At 64.8% G+C, this 16960-nt stretch carries 9 protein-coding genes; 8 read left to right on the top strand and 1 reads right to left on the bottom strand.

Annotated elements, in window-relative coordinates:
• The 8 genes from HMPREF0731_RS00920 to HMPREF0731_RS23465 all read left to right on the top strand — a co-directional run.
• Positions 1 to 723 (top strand): recombinase family protein (locus HMPREF0731_RS00920; protein ID WP_007002095.1); only part of this gene is annotated, 723 nt, incomplete at its 5' end.
• Entirely contained in the window at positions 720 to 1136 is a 417-nt protein-coding gene (locus HMPREF0731_RS00915; RefSeq protein WP_007002094.1) for a hypothetical protein, read from the top strand. The genes HMPREF0731_RS00920 and HMPREF0731_RS00915, both read left to right, overlap by 4 nt.
• Before the next feature lie 202 nt (positions 1137 to 1338).
• On the top strand, positions 1339 to 2703 hold the full coding sequence (locus HMPREF0731_RS00910) for a hypothetical protein (RefSeq protein WP_007002093.1): 1365 nt from the start codon (positions 1339 to 1341) through the stop codon (positions 2701 to 2703).
• A gap of 78 nt (positions 2704 to 2781) precedes the next feature.
• Positions 2782 to 6846, top strand: a complete 4065-nt coding sequence (locus HMPREF0731_RS24810; RefSeq protein WP_007002092.1) for an Eco57I restriction-modification methylase domain-containing protein — start codon at positions 2782 to 2784, stop codon at positions 6844 to 6846.
• Positions 6843 to 10205 (top strand): helicase-related protein, encoded by a 3363-nt coding sequence (locus tag HMPREF0731_RS00900; protein ID WP_169312243.1) that lies wholly within the window; start codon positions 6843 to 6845, stop codon positions 10203 to 10205. Before HMPREF0731_RS24810 ends, HMPREF0731_RS00900 begins: the two co-directional genes overlap by 4 nt.
• A 3-nt stretch (positions 10206 to 10208) precedes the next feature.
• The gene (locus tag HMPREF0731_RS00895; RefSeq protein ID WP_007002090.1) at positions 10209 to 12128 is read left to right on the top strand and encodes a type II toxin-antitoxin system HicA family toxin; all 1920 of its coding nucleotides are present in this window, start codon (positions 10209 to 10211) and stop codon (positions 12126 to 12128) included.
• 955 nt (positions 12129 to 13083) lie between these two features.
• On the top strand, positions 13084 to 15168 hold the full coding sequence (locus tag HMPREF0731_RS23470) for an ATP-dependent DNA helicase (RefSeq protein ID WP_083854400.1): 2085 nt from the start codon (positions 13084 to 13086) through the stop codon (positions 15166 to 15168).
• Between the two features lie 4 nt (positions 15169 to 15172).
• Positions 15173 to 16687, top strand: coding sequence for a DUF7017 domain-containing protein (locus HMPREF0731_RS23465; RefSeq protein WP_007002088.1), 1515 nt, complete (start codon positions 15173 to 15175; stop codon positions 16685 to 16687).
• A 47-nt stretch (positions 16688 to 16734) separates the two neighbouring features.
• Here the strand turns inward: HMPREF0731_RS23465 and HMPREF0731_RS23460 are convergent.
• On the bottom strand, positions 16735 to 16960 hold a 226-nt coding region (locus tag HMPREF0731_RS23460), incomplete at its 5' end, for an integrase core domain-containing protein (RefSeq protein ID WP_007002087.1).

The following is a 16960-nucleotide window of genomic DNA, read 5'->3' as shown; positions in this document are numbered from 1 at the left end:
AGGATCTTTTCTCTCTTCGCCGAAACCCGCTCCGGCTTTGCCACGCTGCGCCAACTCGCCGCCGAGGGGGTGCGGAGCAAGAGCGGCCGGCCCTTTGACAAGGGTTCGCTCTATCGGCTGCTGCACAACCGCATCAGCATCGGCGAAGTCACCCACAAGGGCCAGGCCTATCCCGGCGCGCATCCGGCCATCCTGCCGCGGGCGCTGTGGGATGAGGTGCAGGCCATCATCAACACCCCGGCAGCCAGCCGCGCCAACCAGAACCGGCGGCAGAGCCCGGCCCTGCTGCGCGGCCTGATCTTTGGCCCGGATGGCCGCGCCATGTCGCCCTCGCAGACGCGGCGGCGGGGCAAGCTCTATCGCTATTACGTTGCCCAAGCCGTGATGAAGGGCGCGCGCAGCGACTGCCCGGTGCGGCGCCTGCCCGCCGGCGAGATCGAGAGCGCGGTGGTGGCGCAGCTGCGCGCGCTGCTGCGCCAGCCGGAGGTGGTGGTGGGCACCTGGCGCGCCGCCCGGGCCGAGGCGCCCGAAATCACCGAGGTCGAGACCCTGGCCGCGCTGGAACGGCTGGACCCACTCTGGGAGGAGCTGTTTCCGGCCGAGCAGGCGCGGATCGTCCGGCTGTCGGTGGAGCGGGTGGATGTCAGCCCGGCCGGCGCTGCAATCCGGCTGCGGCTGGAGGGGTTGGCCAGCCTCGTGCAGGATCTGCGGAGGGCGGCATGAGCAGCCTCACCGTGCACGTCCCGCTGGCCATCCGCCGCCGCGGCGGGCGGAAGCGGGTGGTGGCGCCGGAGGGGGCGCCCGGCGTCACCGTGCTGTCCTGCCGCGCCGATCCGGCGCTGGTGAAGGCGCTGGCGCGGGGCTTCCGCTACCGCAAGCTGCTGGACCAGGGGCGCTATGCCTCCATCAGCGAGATGGCCGCGGCCGAAAAGATCGACCGGGGGTATCTGGGGCGGTTGCTCCAGCTAACGCTGCTCGCGCCGGACATCGTGGAGGCGATCCTGGATGGGCGGCAGCCGGAGGGGATGACGCTGCCTGCGCTGATGAAGCCGTTCCCGGTGGAGTGGGCGAGGCAGTTCGAGCATCGCGTCCGGGCGGCTTCGGACCACCCACCACGGCTTGGCAACAAATTCTGATTGACGCGAACATCGCCGGCCAGATATCAACTCCATGCTCCTGAAAAGGAGCTGCGAAGAACCCTGAGAAGCGGTTCTGGTGTTGGTTGCCGCCGGATGGTGGCTGGTTCGGTCCAGGCGGCTAGTGCCGCGGAGGTCGTGCTGTCCCGTAAGGGAAGCCCGTGCCGGATCCGGTTCTCCTCATCTGAAGGAGAGACCGGCTATGAAGCCCAGCAAGATCATCATCAAGTACGAGCATGTGGCGGAGCAGACGCATGGCTCCGTGAAGCGCCTCGTTGGCTTCGTCCAGGCGAAGAGCCTGCTGACGCTGTTCGACTCGGTGGACCTCGACGCCAACCCGCGCTCGGCCAAGTGGGGCCAGGTTACCGAGGCGATCGTTGAGAGCATCAAGCGCGACCCCGACATCTTCCCGTTCAAGACCAAGGGCGTGCTGATCGGCTCCTCGGAATACGAGGCGCTCCAGCGCCAGCGCTACGAGGTCCGCTTCGCCGACCCGACGACGGAGGGCATTCTGGACGGCGGCCACAACATGCTCGGGATCGGCACGCACATCCTGACCACCGCGCTGAACGACGAGAAGGCCGCAAAGAAGATCAAGAATTGGGAGACCTTCAAGGACGCCTGGCGGGCCAACCGCGAGGCGATCGAGGCGGTGCGTGACGAACTCAACTTCCTCGTCCCCGTGGAAGTCCTGGTGCCGGCCGATCTTGAAGATGATGCCGTGGTCTCGGACTTCCGCTCCGAGCTGCTTGAGATCTGCGCTGCCCGCAACAACAACGCGGAGCTGACGCTGGAGACGAAGGCCAACCAGAAGGGCTTCTACGACGCCATCAAGGCCGCCCTCCCGCCGAGTGTCCGCGACCGGATCGAATGGAAGTCCAACATGGCGGGCGGCGACGTGAAGGTGCGCGATATCGTCGCCCTCGCATGGATCCCGCTGTCGCTGCTGCCTGGCCTGCCGGTCAAGGCGCCGGCGCCGCAGAACATCTATCGCAACAAGGGTGAGTGCGCGAAGCTCTTCGACGACCTGATGAGCGATGCGAATGTCTCGACCCGCGCCGCCGATGGTCCGCTGCACGCGCTGAACAACGACGCCGTCCGCAGTGCGATCGCGGTGCTCGGCGATCTTCCGGCGCTCTACGACAAGATCTACGCGGACTTCCCCGCCGCCTACAACGCGGCCGGCGGCCACTTCGGCCGCATCGGCATCGTGCGCATGTACGACCCGACGAAGAAGGCCGACAAGAACCGCAAGTACATGCGCACCCAACCGGAGACGCATTTCACCGAGCAGGAGGTGGACTACAGCTACCCGGACGGGCTGATCATGCCGCTGGTCTGGGGCCTGCGCGCCCTGATGACGGTGAAGGACGGCAAGGTCGTCTGGTGCACCGATCCGACCAGCTTCCTCGACCGGCACCTGAAGGACATCGCGCAGAACTACAAGCTGGTGCTGGAGATGTCCCGCTTTGATCCGCAGAAGCTCGGTAAGAACGAAGCCTCTTATGGCTTCGCGGTCAGCCAGTTCGAGACGGCGCTGCTGAAAGAAGGACGGGCCGCGGCCTGACGGGGTGCTGCGCGGCGCCCATGCCGGGGCGTCGCGCGCATCCGCTCCTTCAGCAACCTCGTCCCCCGAAAGCACAAGATGATGAACTTCCTCGACGACTACGTGCCGCGCCGCGTCACGCTCGCGCTGCCGGAAGGGCTGACGCTGCGCGGCCTGCACCTGGGCCAGGGCAACCTGGGCCTCGAGGTGCTGGTGCTCGACGCCGCGACGGAGCCCAAGGTCACCGCGCTCCGGCAGGTCTGGAAGGACCGCCTCGGTGGCCGCGCCGCGCCACTGCTCGCCATCGCCCTCCGCGGCGACACCGCGGTCATCTGCGGTCCCGCCGGCGACGATCCGCCGATCCGCCGCATTGAAGCGAAGCAGGCGGAGCGGCTCTGCATCCGCGCCCTTGGCGAGCCGGACCGGAATGCCGCGCTCCGCTTCTTGCACGATGCGCTGCCGAGCTTGGAAACGGAGCTTCCGGGCATCCGCAATGAGGGCTTGCTAGCGGACCATATCTTGCGGCACCCGGACCGTGACCCCCGGCTCAATCTGACCGGCGCGCAAGCCAAGGCTGCGCCCGTCCTTGGTGCCGCCGGCATGGACCTGCTGCGCCGTCTTGGCTTCGGCATCGAGAAGGCGGACGGTGTCACCAGCCTGCTGCGCACCGGGTCGCGCGACCGGGCCGTGGCCGTGTTGCTCGACGCCGGTGAGACGCCTGAGGGAGCCGCGCCCCGCTTTCAGAACCTCTCCCCTGTCTCCTGGGCGCTGGCCATGGCGGATCAGCGCAATCTGCCCTGGGTCGTCGTTGTGCAGGGCGATCGGGTGCGGCTCTACCCCGTCGAGCTCGGCGTTGGCGTAGGCCGCCGCGGCCGCACCGAGACCTGGATCGAGTTGCGCACCGGCCTGATGCGCCAGGACCAGGCTGCCCTGCTCTGGCTGATCTTCTCGGTAGACGCTCTGAAGCCCAATGGCACGCTGGAGGAGCTGCTCGACAGCTCCAAGCGCTTCGCATCCGACTTGGCAGTGCGGCTGCGGGAGCGGATCTACGACCGCGTCATCCCAGGCCTCGCCACCGGCATCGCCAAGGCGCGCGGCTTGAAGTCCTTCACCGCGGATGAGCTGCGCCTCACCTACGCTATGGCGCTGACCGTGCTCTTCCGGCTGCTCTTCATTGCCTATGCCGAAGATCGGGACCTGCTGCCCTTTACCACGAACGAGGCCTACCGTCATCGCGCGCTGAAGACGAAGGCGCTCGAGTTGGCGGCGAAGACGGCCGCCCCAGGGCCTGGCACGCATCTCTGGCAGGAGGTGACCCGCCTATTCGACGCGGTGCGGGAGGGCGATGCCGCGCTCGGTGTACCAGCCTATGGCGGCGGGCTGTTCGAGACCGATGCCGCTATCTCGAAGGCGGGTGCGGCCCTCGCGCGCATTACTCTCCCCGATACCGTGTTCGAGCCTGTCCTGCGCGGCCTGCTGCTGGACGAGGGCCGCGACCTCGGCAGCCCGGGCGCAGGTCCGGTGGACTTCCGCAGCCTGCGCGTGCGGGAGTTCGGCACCATCTATGAAGGTCTGCTGGAATCAGAGCTCGCCGTCGCTGACACCGACCTCGCCCTGAAGAAGCAGGGCAAGGACTTCGTCTACGTGCCCGCCAAGGCCAGGGATACGGTGGAGGTCGCGAAGGGCGCCATCTACCTGCATAACCGGTCGGGTGCGCGGAAATCCTCGGGCAGCTACTTCACACCGAACTTCGCGGTCGATCACCTGCTCGACACGGCATTGGAACGTGCCCTGGAGGCGCATACCAAGCGCCTCGCCACGCTGGACGACACCGAGGCGGCGGAAGCCTTCTTCGATATCCGCGTCGCTGACATCGCCATGGGTAGCGGGCATTTCCTGGTCGCGGCCGTGGACCGGGTCGAGCGCGCGCTCTCCGCCATCCTCGCAGATCACAAACGCAAGCTGCCGGGGGTGATGGCGGAGCTTGCGACCCTGCGCGCGGCTGCTGAGACTGAGCTGAAGAAACTAGGTCTGGAGGGCGTGCACCAGATCGAGGACGGGCAGCTTCTTCGCCGCCTCATTGCCCGCCGTTGCATTTATGGGGTGGACCTGAACCCGCTGGCGGTCGAGCTCGCACGGCTGTCCATCTGGATCCACACTTTCGTGCCGGGACTGCCGCTCAGCTTGCTTGATCATCGGTTGGTGACGGGCAACGCGCTAGTCGGCATGGCGACGCTGCGCGATGCGAAGGCCGGGTTGACCGCGCTGGCGGGCGTGGGCCTTGCGGTCGAGCCGGCCGACATGCTCAAGGCAGCAGCGCCCCACCTGGTTCGTCTCGCGCGTATTTCGGACGCAACTCCGCAGGACATTTCCGAGGCAAGGCGGGCCTACGTCGCGGCCCGGGATGCGGTAGCTGCGGCGGTGTCGCTGTTCGATGCGGCCACCGCGGTCTCGGCGGGGCACTCGCAGTTCCGGCTGGCCGCCAACGAGGAGATCGCGAAGTGTGCGAAAGCGGGGCGCCCCCCCGATCTCCGCGGGACGCGGGTTTACGCCCAGATCTGCGAGGCGGTGGCCGCTGTGAAGCCGCTGCATCTTCCGGCAGCGTTCCCCGAGGTGTTCCTCCGCCCACAGGCCGGCTTCGACGTCATCATTGGCAACCCGCCGTGGGAGAAGCTCCGCGTCGAGAAGCATGAGTTCTGGGCGCGCCACTTCCCCGGTCTGCGCGGCATCAAGGACACGGACGAGCGGGACGCTTTCATCCGCAAGATGGAGAAGGCTAGGCCGGACCTGGTCGCGATCGAGGAGGAGGAGCGGGCCGAGAGCGAAGCGCTGCGTGACGCGGTGCGCGCCCTGCCGGGCATGAACACCGGTCACCCGGATCTCTTCCGCGCCTTCATGGCGCGTTTCGCACAGGTGCTGGCGCCCGAGGGCGGCCGCTACGGCGTAGTGCTGCCGGGTGACGCATTCAAGATCAAGGGCAACCGTCCCGTGCGCGAGGACCTCGACCAGCGCGCCCGGCATGTCGACGTGCAAATGCTGACCAACCGCGGCGAGTGGGTGTTCAAGGATGTTCATCCGCAGAAGCCGATCGCGCTAGTCGCGGTCTCTCTCGGGAAGCAGGCAGAGGGAGGCTGCCGCTACACCTTGCGTCCGGAGCACCACCGCGAGGCGCAGTTCAAGGCACGCCGCCTCGGCGATATGGCAGAACGCACCAGCAAGTGGCTTAAGAGCTACAGCGAGGGCCTCGTCCAGCCGACGCTGCCGACGGCGGACGCCGCGAAGTCCGTCGCGGTGATCGAGACGATGCTGAAGGCGCCCGCGATCAGCGAGCACCCCCGGCTGAAGGTGCGACGTGTGTATGCTGATGTGGAGACCACGCGGGACAAGGGCATCTATGGCGCCAGCCCGACCGTACGCGATGCCTGGCCAGTTTATGGCGGTGCGGGCTTTGATATCTGGACCCCAGATACAGGTTCCTACTACGCCTGGACCACGCGGAAGCAGGCGCTTGATGTTGCGCAGCGGAAGCGCGCGAACTCGCCGCGCACCTCGCCATATGGCGCAATGCCGAGGGCGTGGCGGGATGATGCGAAGACGCACCCATGCCTTCAACCGCGTGTGGCCTTCCGCAACATCACCAACCGGACAAATTTGCGAACTCTGGTTGTCAGTCTGATCCCGGGTCAGGCGCTAACTGTAGAGACAGCGCCTTGGCTGCTATGGCTCGATGTGGCGCACCCGAAGTCGCACGAGGCGTTCGCACTGGGCGTCATGAGCAGTATCTCTGCTGACTGGTGGATGCGGCGGTTTGTTGAAGGGCACGTGGACGAGGAGGCGTTTGAATCCCTCCGGGTGCCTGACGCGGATCCTAGCAAGGGTCTCGGTGCACGGGTTGTGGCGCTCGCAGGCCGCCTCGCATGCCCGGACGATCGCTTCGCCGATTGGGCGAAGGCCGTCGGCGTCAAGCACGGTCCGCTGAAGCCGGACGAAAAGCAGGCGATGATCGAGGAGCTGGACGCGGTGGTGGCCCGCCTCTACGGCCTCAGCACCGACCAGCTTACCCACATCTTCGACACCTTCCACGAATGGACGACCGACGCGGAATGGGCGGCCTGGAACGCCCGCCGCGACCGCACCGTCGCGATCCTGCGGGGGCTCGCATGAGCAAGCCGGAATTCATCACCAACCAGGACGGCAACACCCTCCTGGCCGCGCTGAAAGCCGCCATCCCCGACGCGCCGACCAGGGCCGCGCCTGCTGCGGCGGATGCGTCGCCCGCGCTGACCGAGATCAGCATCGCGACCGCCTTCATGAGCCCCGCCGGCTTCGGCGCGATCGCGGAGCGGCTTGAGCAGGCCGGCCGTGTCCGACTGCTGATCGGCGCCGAACCGGAGCCAGAAGCGCTGCGCCTCGCCCGCGGCCATCTTCGCAAGCCCGGTGACCCGCCCCAAGCTGCCTTCGAACGTCGCGAGGTTGCGGAGGGCCTGAAGCTGCTGGAAGCCGGGCTGCGCGCCGAACGCGACCGCCAGCCCTTCAGCGCCGAGGCGCGCCGCCACCTGCGCCGCATGGCCGCCATGCTGCGCGCTGGCACGCTGGAGACGCGACGCTACGAACGCGCCTTCCTGCACGCCAAGGCGACGCTGCTGGACGGTCCGGATCCCGGCCTCATTGCTGGCTCCTCCAACCTCACCCGCGCCGGCCTTACCACCAACCTGGAACTGAACCTCGGCCGCTGGGACCCCGCGCTCTTTTCACAAGCCAAGGCCTGGTTCGACGCGCTGTGGGACGAGGGCGTGCCCTTCGACCTCGCCGCCATCTTCGATGAGCCGGAGGGGGAATTCCCGCCCTGGCTGATCTTCATGCGCATCCTCTGGCAGCTCTACGGCGAGGAGCTGGAGCAGGAGCGGGAGGAGCAAGGCGACATCCCGCTGACCGCCTTCCAGCTGCACGGCGTCTGGCGCGCGCGGCGCATCCTCAAGGACTTCGGCGGCGTCATCGTCGCGGACGAGGTCGGCCTCGGGAAGACCTTCATTGGCGGCGCCATTCTGGAAGCCTGCGCGAAGAACCGGCAGCGCGCGCTGCTGGTCTGCCCCGCGGCACTGCGCACCAACTGGGAGAAGTTCCTGGAGGCGCACAACATTGGACGCTTCGTGCAGATGGTGTCCTATGACCAGCTTGCCCGGGACCGGCAGCTGCGGGACCCGCAGTTGCGACCCGACTCCGTGGGCCAGCATCTGAACTTCGAGCTCGACGAATACGCGCTGGTCGTGGTGGACGAGGCGCACAACTACCGCAACCCGGACTCGCCCTATCGCGCAGCTGCGTTGCGCCGGCTGCTCTTCGGACAGCGTAAGGACGTGGTGCTGCTGACCGCGACGCCGGTGAATAACAGCCTGTGGGACCTGTTCCACCTCCAGCGGTTCTTCATCCGCCAGGACAGCCGCCTGGCGCAGCGCGGCATCATCAGCATCCGCGACCGCTTCAAGGCCGCGGCGAAGCAGGATCCGGCGAACCTCAGCCCGGACTTCCTCTATCCGATCATCGACGCAATCACAGTGAAGCGGACCCGGGGCTTCGTGAAGAAGTTCTACGCCGGCGACACCATCCGCGGCCCGGACGGCGTGATGCGCCCGATCATGTTCCCGAAGGCCGTGGCGATCACCGTACGCTACCATCTGGATGGCCTGGCGCCAGGGCTCTTCGACGCCGTGGTGCATGCGCTGGATCCGGTGAACGGCGGCAACGTGCTCAGCTTCGCGCGCTATGCCCCCAGCGCCTATCTGCTTGAAGAGGATGAGGACCGCGAGGAAGCGGCAGAGACCGCTGCGGGCCTCCTTCGTTCGGGCCTGCTGAAGCGCTTCGAATCCTCGGCCCATGCCTTTCGGCTAAGCCTCGCCCGCATGGTGCGCGAGCACGACCTGTTCCTGGAGGCGCTGGCCAAAGGGAAGGTCATCACCACCGCCTTCCTTCGCGAACTGTCTGCCGACGAGGAAGCCTTCGAGGACCTGCTCGGCAGCAGCGGCGAGGCGCGCGACGCCGCCGACTACGACGCGAAGGCTCTGCGCGAGGCGGTGGAACGCGACCGGGAGATCCTGCGGGACCTCGCTGCTCGCATGGACGAGGTGACCGACGATGCCGATCCGAAGCTCGCCGCGGTCGTGGAGGAGTTGGCGCGGATTGCGGCCCAGGCCAAGAGCGATGCCGCCACCGATGCAGAGGAGCAGCGCAATCGCAAGGTGCTGGTCTTCTCATACTTCGCCGATACCGTGGCTTGGCTTCGGCAGGCACTGGAGGCGCGCATCGCCACCGACAAGCGCCTGAAGGGGTTCCGCGGGCGCATCGTGGCCGTCGCGGGCGGCGGGCTGGAAAGCGAGGAGGCGAACCGCAACCAGGCGGTCTGGGGCTTCGCCCCGGAATCGAGCGATCCACCGCCGGGCCAGGAAGATCTGTACGACCTGCTGATCACGACCGACGTGCTGGCAGAGGGCATGAACCTTCAGCAGTGCCGGCACATCCTGAACTACGACCTGCCCTGGAACCCGATGCGGTTGGTGCAGCGGCACGGCCGCGTGGACCGCATCGGCAGCCTGCATCCGCGCATCTTCTTGCGCACCGTCTTCCCGGCGGACCGCCTGGATGCGCTGCTGGCGCTGGAGGCGCGCATCCTCCGCAAGCTGACCCAAGCCGCCAAGAGCATCGGCGTGTCGACCCTCCCCGTGGACGGCGGCGAGGCCGGCGAGCAGGTCTTCGCCGAGACGCGCGCCGAGATCGAGAAGCTGGCGGCAGAGGATCCCACGCTGTTTGAGCAGGGCGGCACCGCGGCCGCGGCGCAGACGGGGGAGGAGTACCGGCAACGCCTCCGCGCCGCCCTGGACGGCGACCGGAAGGCGATCACCGGGCTGCCCGGGCGGGCGGGCAGCGGCATGCGCAAGGGCAAGCGATCCGGCATCCTGTTCTGCGCGGAAGTCGAGCTGGCCGATGAGCGCCGCACCTTCCTGCGGTTCGTCCCGGCGAAGCCCGACTGGCAGCAACCCGACGCTGCCGCGGCGATCGAGCGAGAGACGGGCACCTGCCTCCGCCTGATCGACTGCGCGGAGGACACGCCGCGGCACATGCCGGACGCGCTGAACGACGGCGTCTTCGCCTTCTGGGATCTGGCGCTCTCCGACATCCTGACGGAATGGGACAGCCTGTCGGATCCGGCGAACCTTCAGCCGCAAGTCCGGCGGCTGAACCGCCAGGTCGCAGAGTTCATCCGCGCGCATCCTCCGCACGACATGGAGGCAGACAAGCTTACGAAGGCGCTCGACGTGCTGGAGGCGCCCTGGCCCCTGCGCGAGGAGGCGCTGTTGCGCGAGCAGTTCAGGGACCGCTCCGGACCACCCGCGGCACGCAGCCTGCGCTTGGTGGAGTGGATCCTGGCGACCGGCCTCGAGCGCTTCGAGCCGCCTTCGCCGCTGCCGCCGATCAGCGATGCGGACGTGCGGCTTGTCTGCTGGATGGCTGTCGAGGCGGAGGCGTAGCCGATGGACGCCCAAGGGAAGCCGACGGCACTTCAGAGTTGGATTGCACCACAGTTCGGCTGGTCGCTCGTGCCCGACATCTTCGTGGTGGACGTCCCGCTCAGCGATCCCGACGCAGTCGAATTCATCTCCACTGGCGTCCGTGAGGTGACGGTTATAGGCAACAAGAAGATTCTTCCGGTACTGCTCATGATGGGCATCGGAAGCTTACAGCACGCACTGATGGGCGCTGTCTGGGATCGCCAGCAGCTCCGCCCGTCAGTCCGGCGACTTCGAAACGGGACGAAGGTGGTCGCGTACTGCTGGGGGGCTTTTCTTTGCCCTGCCGACGAACGGCTGCTCCTGCTTGTCGGAAGATCCAAGTCCGCTGACCCGAGCCCGTGGCTCGATCCAGACCTGAAGGCAGCAGCTGACGCAGCATTCCAGCAGCACTGCGCGACCGTCGCCGCATTCGAGGAGGAGATGCGTCGCCAGAAAGAGAAGGACGAAGCGCTCGTCAGCAAACATCCGGAGATGGCGAGTGTGATGGCCAAGGCTGCCTCCCTTCGTTGGCCTCCCCCGCGACCGGTCGTAACTGCCGAGTGTCTGCGCGCGGAGCTGCCGGTCGCGGTGACCTTCGCTGTTTCGCGCGGAAGGGGCACGGGTCACCTCGACACCTTGGCAATCAAGGCGATTGCGGCCTCCAATGCCGCCCCGTCGCGAGACGGGTCGTACATCGGGGTTGTGCCAAGCGATTCCCGACCAAGGACGAGGGGGCTCGTCACCTGGACGCCGCACAACGGCCTGCCCGCGTACCCGGAAATCCGATGTGCGCTTCAGGCTCGGTTGCCGGCCGCGTTCAGAAGACCTCTGAACAACGGGCTGGCGCGGCCCAAGCTCGACTCGACCTTTAGTTCCGATTCCGCAGGCGGGCTGACCCACGGTGACCGAGACCCGCCCGAGAACATGCAGGAGCTCTCGGACATTCGGCTCGATCTGCCCGACGCAGATCGTCAGCGCGAGGGGCTTGATGCGGAGAGGACAGAGGTCGGCTTCGACGCTATTGCCTGGTACCAGCCACATCACCAGTGGACGAACGGTACCTGGGGCATTTACTTCGACGCCCGCAAGTTGGACGTTCTCGCGTATAGCCTCCACCAGGATTTCATGTCGCGAGGGGTGCGCGTCCCCCAAGGCTTTGCGGCCTTCCTCGCGTTCAACCTCACATACGCGCACGAGATGTTCCACGCGCGCGTGGAGGCTACGCTCTCCTGGCTAGAGCTCACGGCGATGCAGCCGCGGTTCCTGCGTTACGGTATCGGCGTTTACGATGCCCTGCGTGAAACGCCGGAATGGTTTGAGGAGGCTCTCGCGAACTGGACCGCCTGGCAGTGGTTCAAGTCTGATGTTGTCCAAAGCCTCGTCGCGCGGTGGACGTCGCGCCAATCTGGCGTCGACCGGATTGTCGAGGCAGCTCTTGACCTATCGCCGCCGGGATACCGGGACTGGCGTGTTGGTGCGGCAACATCGGCGTGGCGAACCTTCGCAACCCAGCTCGTCACCGGCAAACCAAAGCCGGGCTTGCCACGCATCGGCCTTCCGGTTGAATCGGTCCTGCTAGGCCCGCTCGCCTATGATTTTCGCCCGACCGATGTGCCACTGCGGTTCGTCGGTCGGGGCGTCATTGCGGACGTCCTGCAAAGCCGGCCCGCCAGCCTGAATGTGCCCAGCCGCCGAGAAATCGAGCGAGCGCTGAAGCACTTCGGCCACAGGTTGGACCCGTCCGGCGGAAAGGGCTCGCATGAGCAGTGGACCGGACCGGATAATCGCGCCTTCTACCTCCCGAAGCGCGACCCCGTTAGCCCCGGCGTGTTCAAGACGTTCCTTCATCATCTCGGTATCGACAAAGCGACCTACATCCACGGCGTGCGCCCAAGGCTGTAAGGCCGCCCTTGAAACAAAAAGAACCCGGAGCGCCGCGAACTTCTCGTTCGCGCCCGAAGTACGGATTTCGGGCAAGTGGGATGCGAACCAGCGCCAGGGTCGACCACGCCGAAACTGGCCTTTTGGTTAGGTTCTCGAGTCCCGTACTAAATCGGCCAAGTCAGCAGGTCCGGAGAGAGTTGCGCGACTGAGAGCGATTTTCGGTCGTCTCCGCGCCGAGCCAGTCAACAGGTCTGCCCCGAAAACCCCAGGAAGCCTGCCACTCAGCGCGGCGGTCGGTCTGGCGGAGAGCGGGACGCCTCAGGGAACTGGCGGAGCAGGTGGGATTCGAATCATTGGTACGGCGAGCATATTCCCCCCCTATAACCAACCCGAAAATGCCCAGGCATTCGATACACGAACTTCCGCAGCCCCTGCCACCACCAGAACGCAGCAAAATCAGCGCTTTGAACCTTGTAGAGTGAATGGGCCAAGTCCCAAGGTTCGGAGAGAAAGGGCCATTTGGAGAGCGATTTTGGGCTCTCCCCTGCCCTCGCACTCCCAAGGTGCCGCGGCAAACCCTTCTGAAAACTGGGCTTTTTGGCGCCGTCGGACGGGGCAGAGAGTGGTTTCGTCGGAGGGGAATGGTGTGGGGAATGAAACCGGGGGCGAACTCTCTCTGGCGGTTGGGATGCATGAGGGGGCACGCGACATTTCCGACGGTTTCCGATGCAAAGACGGAAGGTAGGGCGTACGAAATTTGTTCCTCTTTCCAATCAGTATGATTATCCTAAAAAATGCAAACCTGTAGTTAAAATATTCTGGAAAAAATGCATGGTTCACTGGGTAGACTGGTCTCCCGTGGAGGAAATAGCCGACTCCGCCGCTGCGAGTAGCAAAACCGCTGCAACCAGGCATTCCGAAAGCCGCACCGTATCCGGCGATTAGGCGCGACAATTGCTGGGAGCGGCAAAAGATGATGGCGGTCGAACTGAACGACGCTCAAGCCGCCGCGCTGGCGGCTATCCAGGCGTTCCTGCTCGACGATGACATGGACGCGTTCATCCTCCGCGGCAGCGCGGGTTCGGGTAAGACGACGCTGATCGCGAGCGTCTGCGATGTGGCGGAAAAATTGAATATCACCTGTGCCCTGATGGCTCCAACAGGGCGGGCGGCCCGAATTCTGGCTAATAGGGTTACACGCATTCGGCAAATACTCACGGCCGGCAGGACAATCCACGGTGCAATTTATACCGAGGCGGCCGTCGAAGTGAACGAGCTGGCCGACCGGGAGAATGACCCAGGCGTAAGGCTTCTCTTTCCGCTCAAAAGAAGCGAGCCCGTCGCGTCGCTTTTTGTGATTGATGAATCGTCAATGCTCGGGGACCGGAAGACCGAGGGCGATTTTGTGCAATTTGGCTCGGGACGCCTGCTCTGGGACTTGGTCACTCATGCTCGCCCCGGACGCCCGGGAAAAGAGGGGGGATCGGCGAAGCTTCTCTTCGTGGGCGATGCCGCGCAATTGCCCCCAGTGGGGGAGAACAGCTCGCCCGCACTGTCTGAGGATTACCTTCGATCAATATTCGGCCTACGTGTAGGCAGCGCAGAGCTGACGAAGGTCGTCCGTCAGGCGGCTGACAGCCTAATCCTACAGCGGGCAACCGATCTGCGGGACGCCATTCAGGACAATCGGTTCAACAGCTTTTCGCTGCGGCCTGATGGCGTCGAAATCCAGGAGATCGAGGCGTCCCATGCAGTAGAGGTCATTGAAGACAGCATCCGCTCCGGCGCATCCAGCGTCGCCGTTGTTCCGTCCAACGCACTAGCACTGGACTATAACTGCGCTGTCCGCGAACGCCTCTGGGGCGGTGCCAATCTTCCAATCCAACCTAGAGATACGCTCCTGGTTAATAAGAACAACCACTTGTATGAACTTAGCAATGGCGACCTAGTCAGGGTTCTGGAGGTCGCTTCTGAGGCTGAGAGGGTCATGGTTCCCCTTCGTGGGAATCACCAGGTCGAACTGCGCTTTCGGGAAGCAGAAGTGGCCTACCGGAAGCCCGATGGCGCCGTACTGCAGAAAGGGTGTCTGCTCCTTGAGAACCTCCTGGATTCACCGGAGCGGGAACTCAAGCCCCTGGAGATCCGAGCATTGCTTGTACATTTCCGGACACGGTACCCGGAGCTGAAGCCAAAGACCACCGAGTTTCAAATCACGATAAAGAACGACCCCTACTTCAACGCTCTTCAGGTAAAGTACGGCTACGCGATGACCTGCCACAAGGCTCAGGGCGGGGAATGGGACAGCGTGCTCGTGCATTTCGCATCATCCGAAGGGAAGCAGAACGCGAACTTCTTCCGCTGGTCCTACACGGCCATCACCCGGGCTGTAAGAAAACTGATTATCGTAGGTGCACCGCAATTCACCGAGGTGAGCAACACAGTCTGGGATTCACCCCCAACCTGGCCGCTTGCTAATGCGGGGGGCACCTCGGATCAGACAACGGACCCTGATTGGGATCGCTGGTCCTTCCACCAAGCCCTCGCTCCGTTGATGGCTGTGCATCAGCAACTCCGTATAGCTTGGGAGAAGCGGGGTATCCGGGTCGAGAGCCTCGAGCATCTTCCGTACTGTGAACGCTATACGCTGACGCGCGACGGCAAGCGCGCCGTGGTGTCCTACCATTATAATGGCCGCTATCGAGTCGGCCGCTCGCTGAGCCAGCCTGGCGCATTCCTTGATGCCGGCCTTGCCGATGAAGCCTTGGCCGCTTTCACGACACTGGCAGGACAAACTTCCCCACCGGCAAACTTATTCATCGAGGAACACTTGGCGCGCATTGATGCGGCCGTCAGCGGCTCGCCGATCCGGCGCATCGGGCATCGTGAGATGCCCTACTGCCTCCGCGTTACCTTCACCGATGGGGTACGCCGGGGCGAGATCGATTTCACATACAATGCCAAGCAGACCTGGACCAAAGCCCGCGAAGTGGGTGGACCCGGAGCGAGTCTTGGCCTCTACCAAGATATCCGAGATCTTATGGCCTCCCGGGAAGGCTGACGAGATGGGGTCGAAAGAGGTATTCAATCTCCGCAAGCAGGGGCATTCGAAGGAGGCGCTGGAACTTGCCCGCGCTGAGATCGACCTGCATGGCAACGATGTCTGGTTCCTCCGAGCCTATGCTTGGGCGCTTTATGACGTGGTCAAGAAGCCTATCGACGATTTCGAGGCGGGCCGGCTCTCGCCAACATCCATGGCGCATCGGATCACTCCCTTCCTGAAGGAGTTTTCCAAGATCGGCGATCCACTGCGGAAGGACACTGCATTTTCTCAGATGCTGCGGATGGCAACCAAGGCATCGAAAGTATGGCCCGACTTCCTTCTTTTTGCCCACTGGGCTGGCGTGGACGACTTCGATCCTGAGGCCAGAGAGCCTTTCGTGACGCCGGAGGGTAAGCAGATCGACAGCCTTCAGACGCAGTTCACACGCGCGGTTGCGCGCGAAACGGCCGCCCTTGCGGAGATCCCACATGCGGATCGTGGACTGTTGGCCTGGGGAACTGGCGTCCTGGAAAGCGCCTTGGCGGCGACACCGAACGATCAGTGGCTGAACTATTATCGCAGCAGGATTCACTTGGCACTCGGCGAGGATGAAGAAGCGATCCGCCGCCTGATACCTGTGCTTCGTCGCCAGCAACGGGCAGCATGGCCATGGGCTCAGCTCGGACGAATTCTCGAGGATCGCCAGCCCCAGGACGCCGTGACCTGCTATGCGCATGCCACTCAAATCGCCCGTGAGGAACAGGAGGTCGCCAAGGTCCGCATTCGCCTCGCGCATCTATTGGCGCACGCCGAGCGCTTCGACGAGGCTGCCGACCAAGTACGCCGTGCGCTCAGCTACCGGGAGGCGCACGGCTTCAAGACCCCTCTGGACCTCTGGCAGCTTACCTCCAGCGACTGGTTCCGGCGATCCGTCGAGAGGCAGTCCTTTTGTTCCGTTCCCAATGCCTCCAAAGCCGCGCATGCACTGTTGCGCGATCTCGACAAAAGAAAACTTGTCTACACAAAAGGCGTGGTGGACCACATCAACGCCGAGCGAGCCCTCACCTATGTCGCCACAGGCGCTCAATCTGGCGTAGGCCTACTCCATCGTCACTTCCCAGCAGCCGCGGCGCTCGCACCCGGTTCGATCGTGGAAGTTGGCCGTGCTGAACCAGAGGGGCCTGCAATAGACTTTCGTTCGGCTCCGGGGGGAGCCGTGCCCGGGCTATTTGAGGAGATCCAGGGCAAAATCGAACGCAAGCCAGGACAAAGTTTCGCCTTCGTCAAAGGCACGACCCAGGATGTCTTTGTACCCCCTCCGCTTGCTGCGGGCATTGAGCCAGGATCGACGCGGGACGTCTCCTGCTGGGCCATAAGGCGTGCCAACAAGAACGGCGTGATCGGCTGGCGCGCGATCACGGCGCCAACAACACATCAAAGGTCATGCGCCGAAAGCGAAGAAGGGCAAGGCAAGCGTGACCAGGCTGCGCGCGAAGCCGACAACGCGCTGCGCCGGTTCGAATCGATAGCGAGATGACATTTGTCGATCGTGACCAGCCCCCATCAACTGGTCCGGGCAAGATTTTAGTGGAGCATGGTCAGAGGCGGCGATGAGCCATTGGAACTGGGGTGGGGCACTGTTCCGCCTCTTTCCGGCATGATCACCTCCGGTGCTGGTGGCCTATAGCCCAGCGAGGAATGGGGGCGGGCCGTGTTGTAGTGGACCCGCCACTGCTCGATCAGCACCCTGGCTTCGGCCAGTGTGTTGAACACCTCGCCGTCAAGTAGTTCATCGCGCAGCTTGCCGTTG

This window comes from Pseudoroseomonas cervicalis ATCC 49957 (assembly GCF_000164635.1).
GTDB lineage: Bacteria > Pseudomonadota > Alphaproteobacteria > Acetobacterales > Acetobacteraceae > Pseudoroseomonas > Pseudoroseomonas cervicalis.
The sequence above is the reverse complement of the archived record's forward strand: the minus strand, read 5'-3'. Positions and strand labels throughout refer to the sequence as shown.

Bases quoted from the DNA above. Each gene is read 5' to 3' on its own strand.
- HMPREF0731_RS00910 (WP_007002093.1), top strand. From the start codon at position 1,339: ATGAAGCCCAGCAAGATCATCATCAAGTACGAGCATGTGGCGGAGCAG.
- HMPREF0731_RS23465 (WP_007002088.1), top strand. From the start codon at position 15,173: ATGGGGTCGAAAGAGGTATTCAATCTCCGCAAGCAGGGGCATTCGAAG.
- HMPREF0731_RS00915 (WP_007002094.1), top strand. From the start codon at position 720: ATGAGCAGCCTCACCGTGCACGTCCCGCTGGCCATCCGCCGCCGCGGC.
- HMPREF0731_RS00900 (WP_169312243.1), top strand. From the start codon at position 6,843: ATGAGCAAGCCGGAATTCATCACCAACCAGGACGGCAACACCCTCCTG.
- HMPREF0731_RS23470 (WP_083854400.1), top strand. From the start codon at position 13,084: ATGATGGCGGTCGAACTGAACGACGCTCAAGCCGCCGCGCTGGCGGCT.
- HMPREF0731_RS24810 (WP_007002092.1), top strand. From the start codon at position 2,782: ATGATGAACTTCCTCGACGACTACGTGCCGCGCCGCGTCACGCTCGCG.
- HMPREF0731_RS00895 (WP_007002090.1), top strand. From the start codon at position 10,209: ATGGACGCCCAAGGGAAGCCGACGGCACTTCAGAGTTGGATTGCACCA.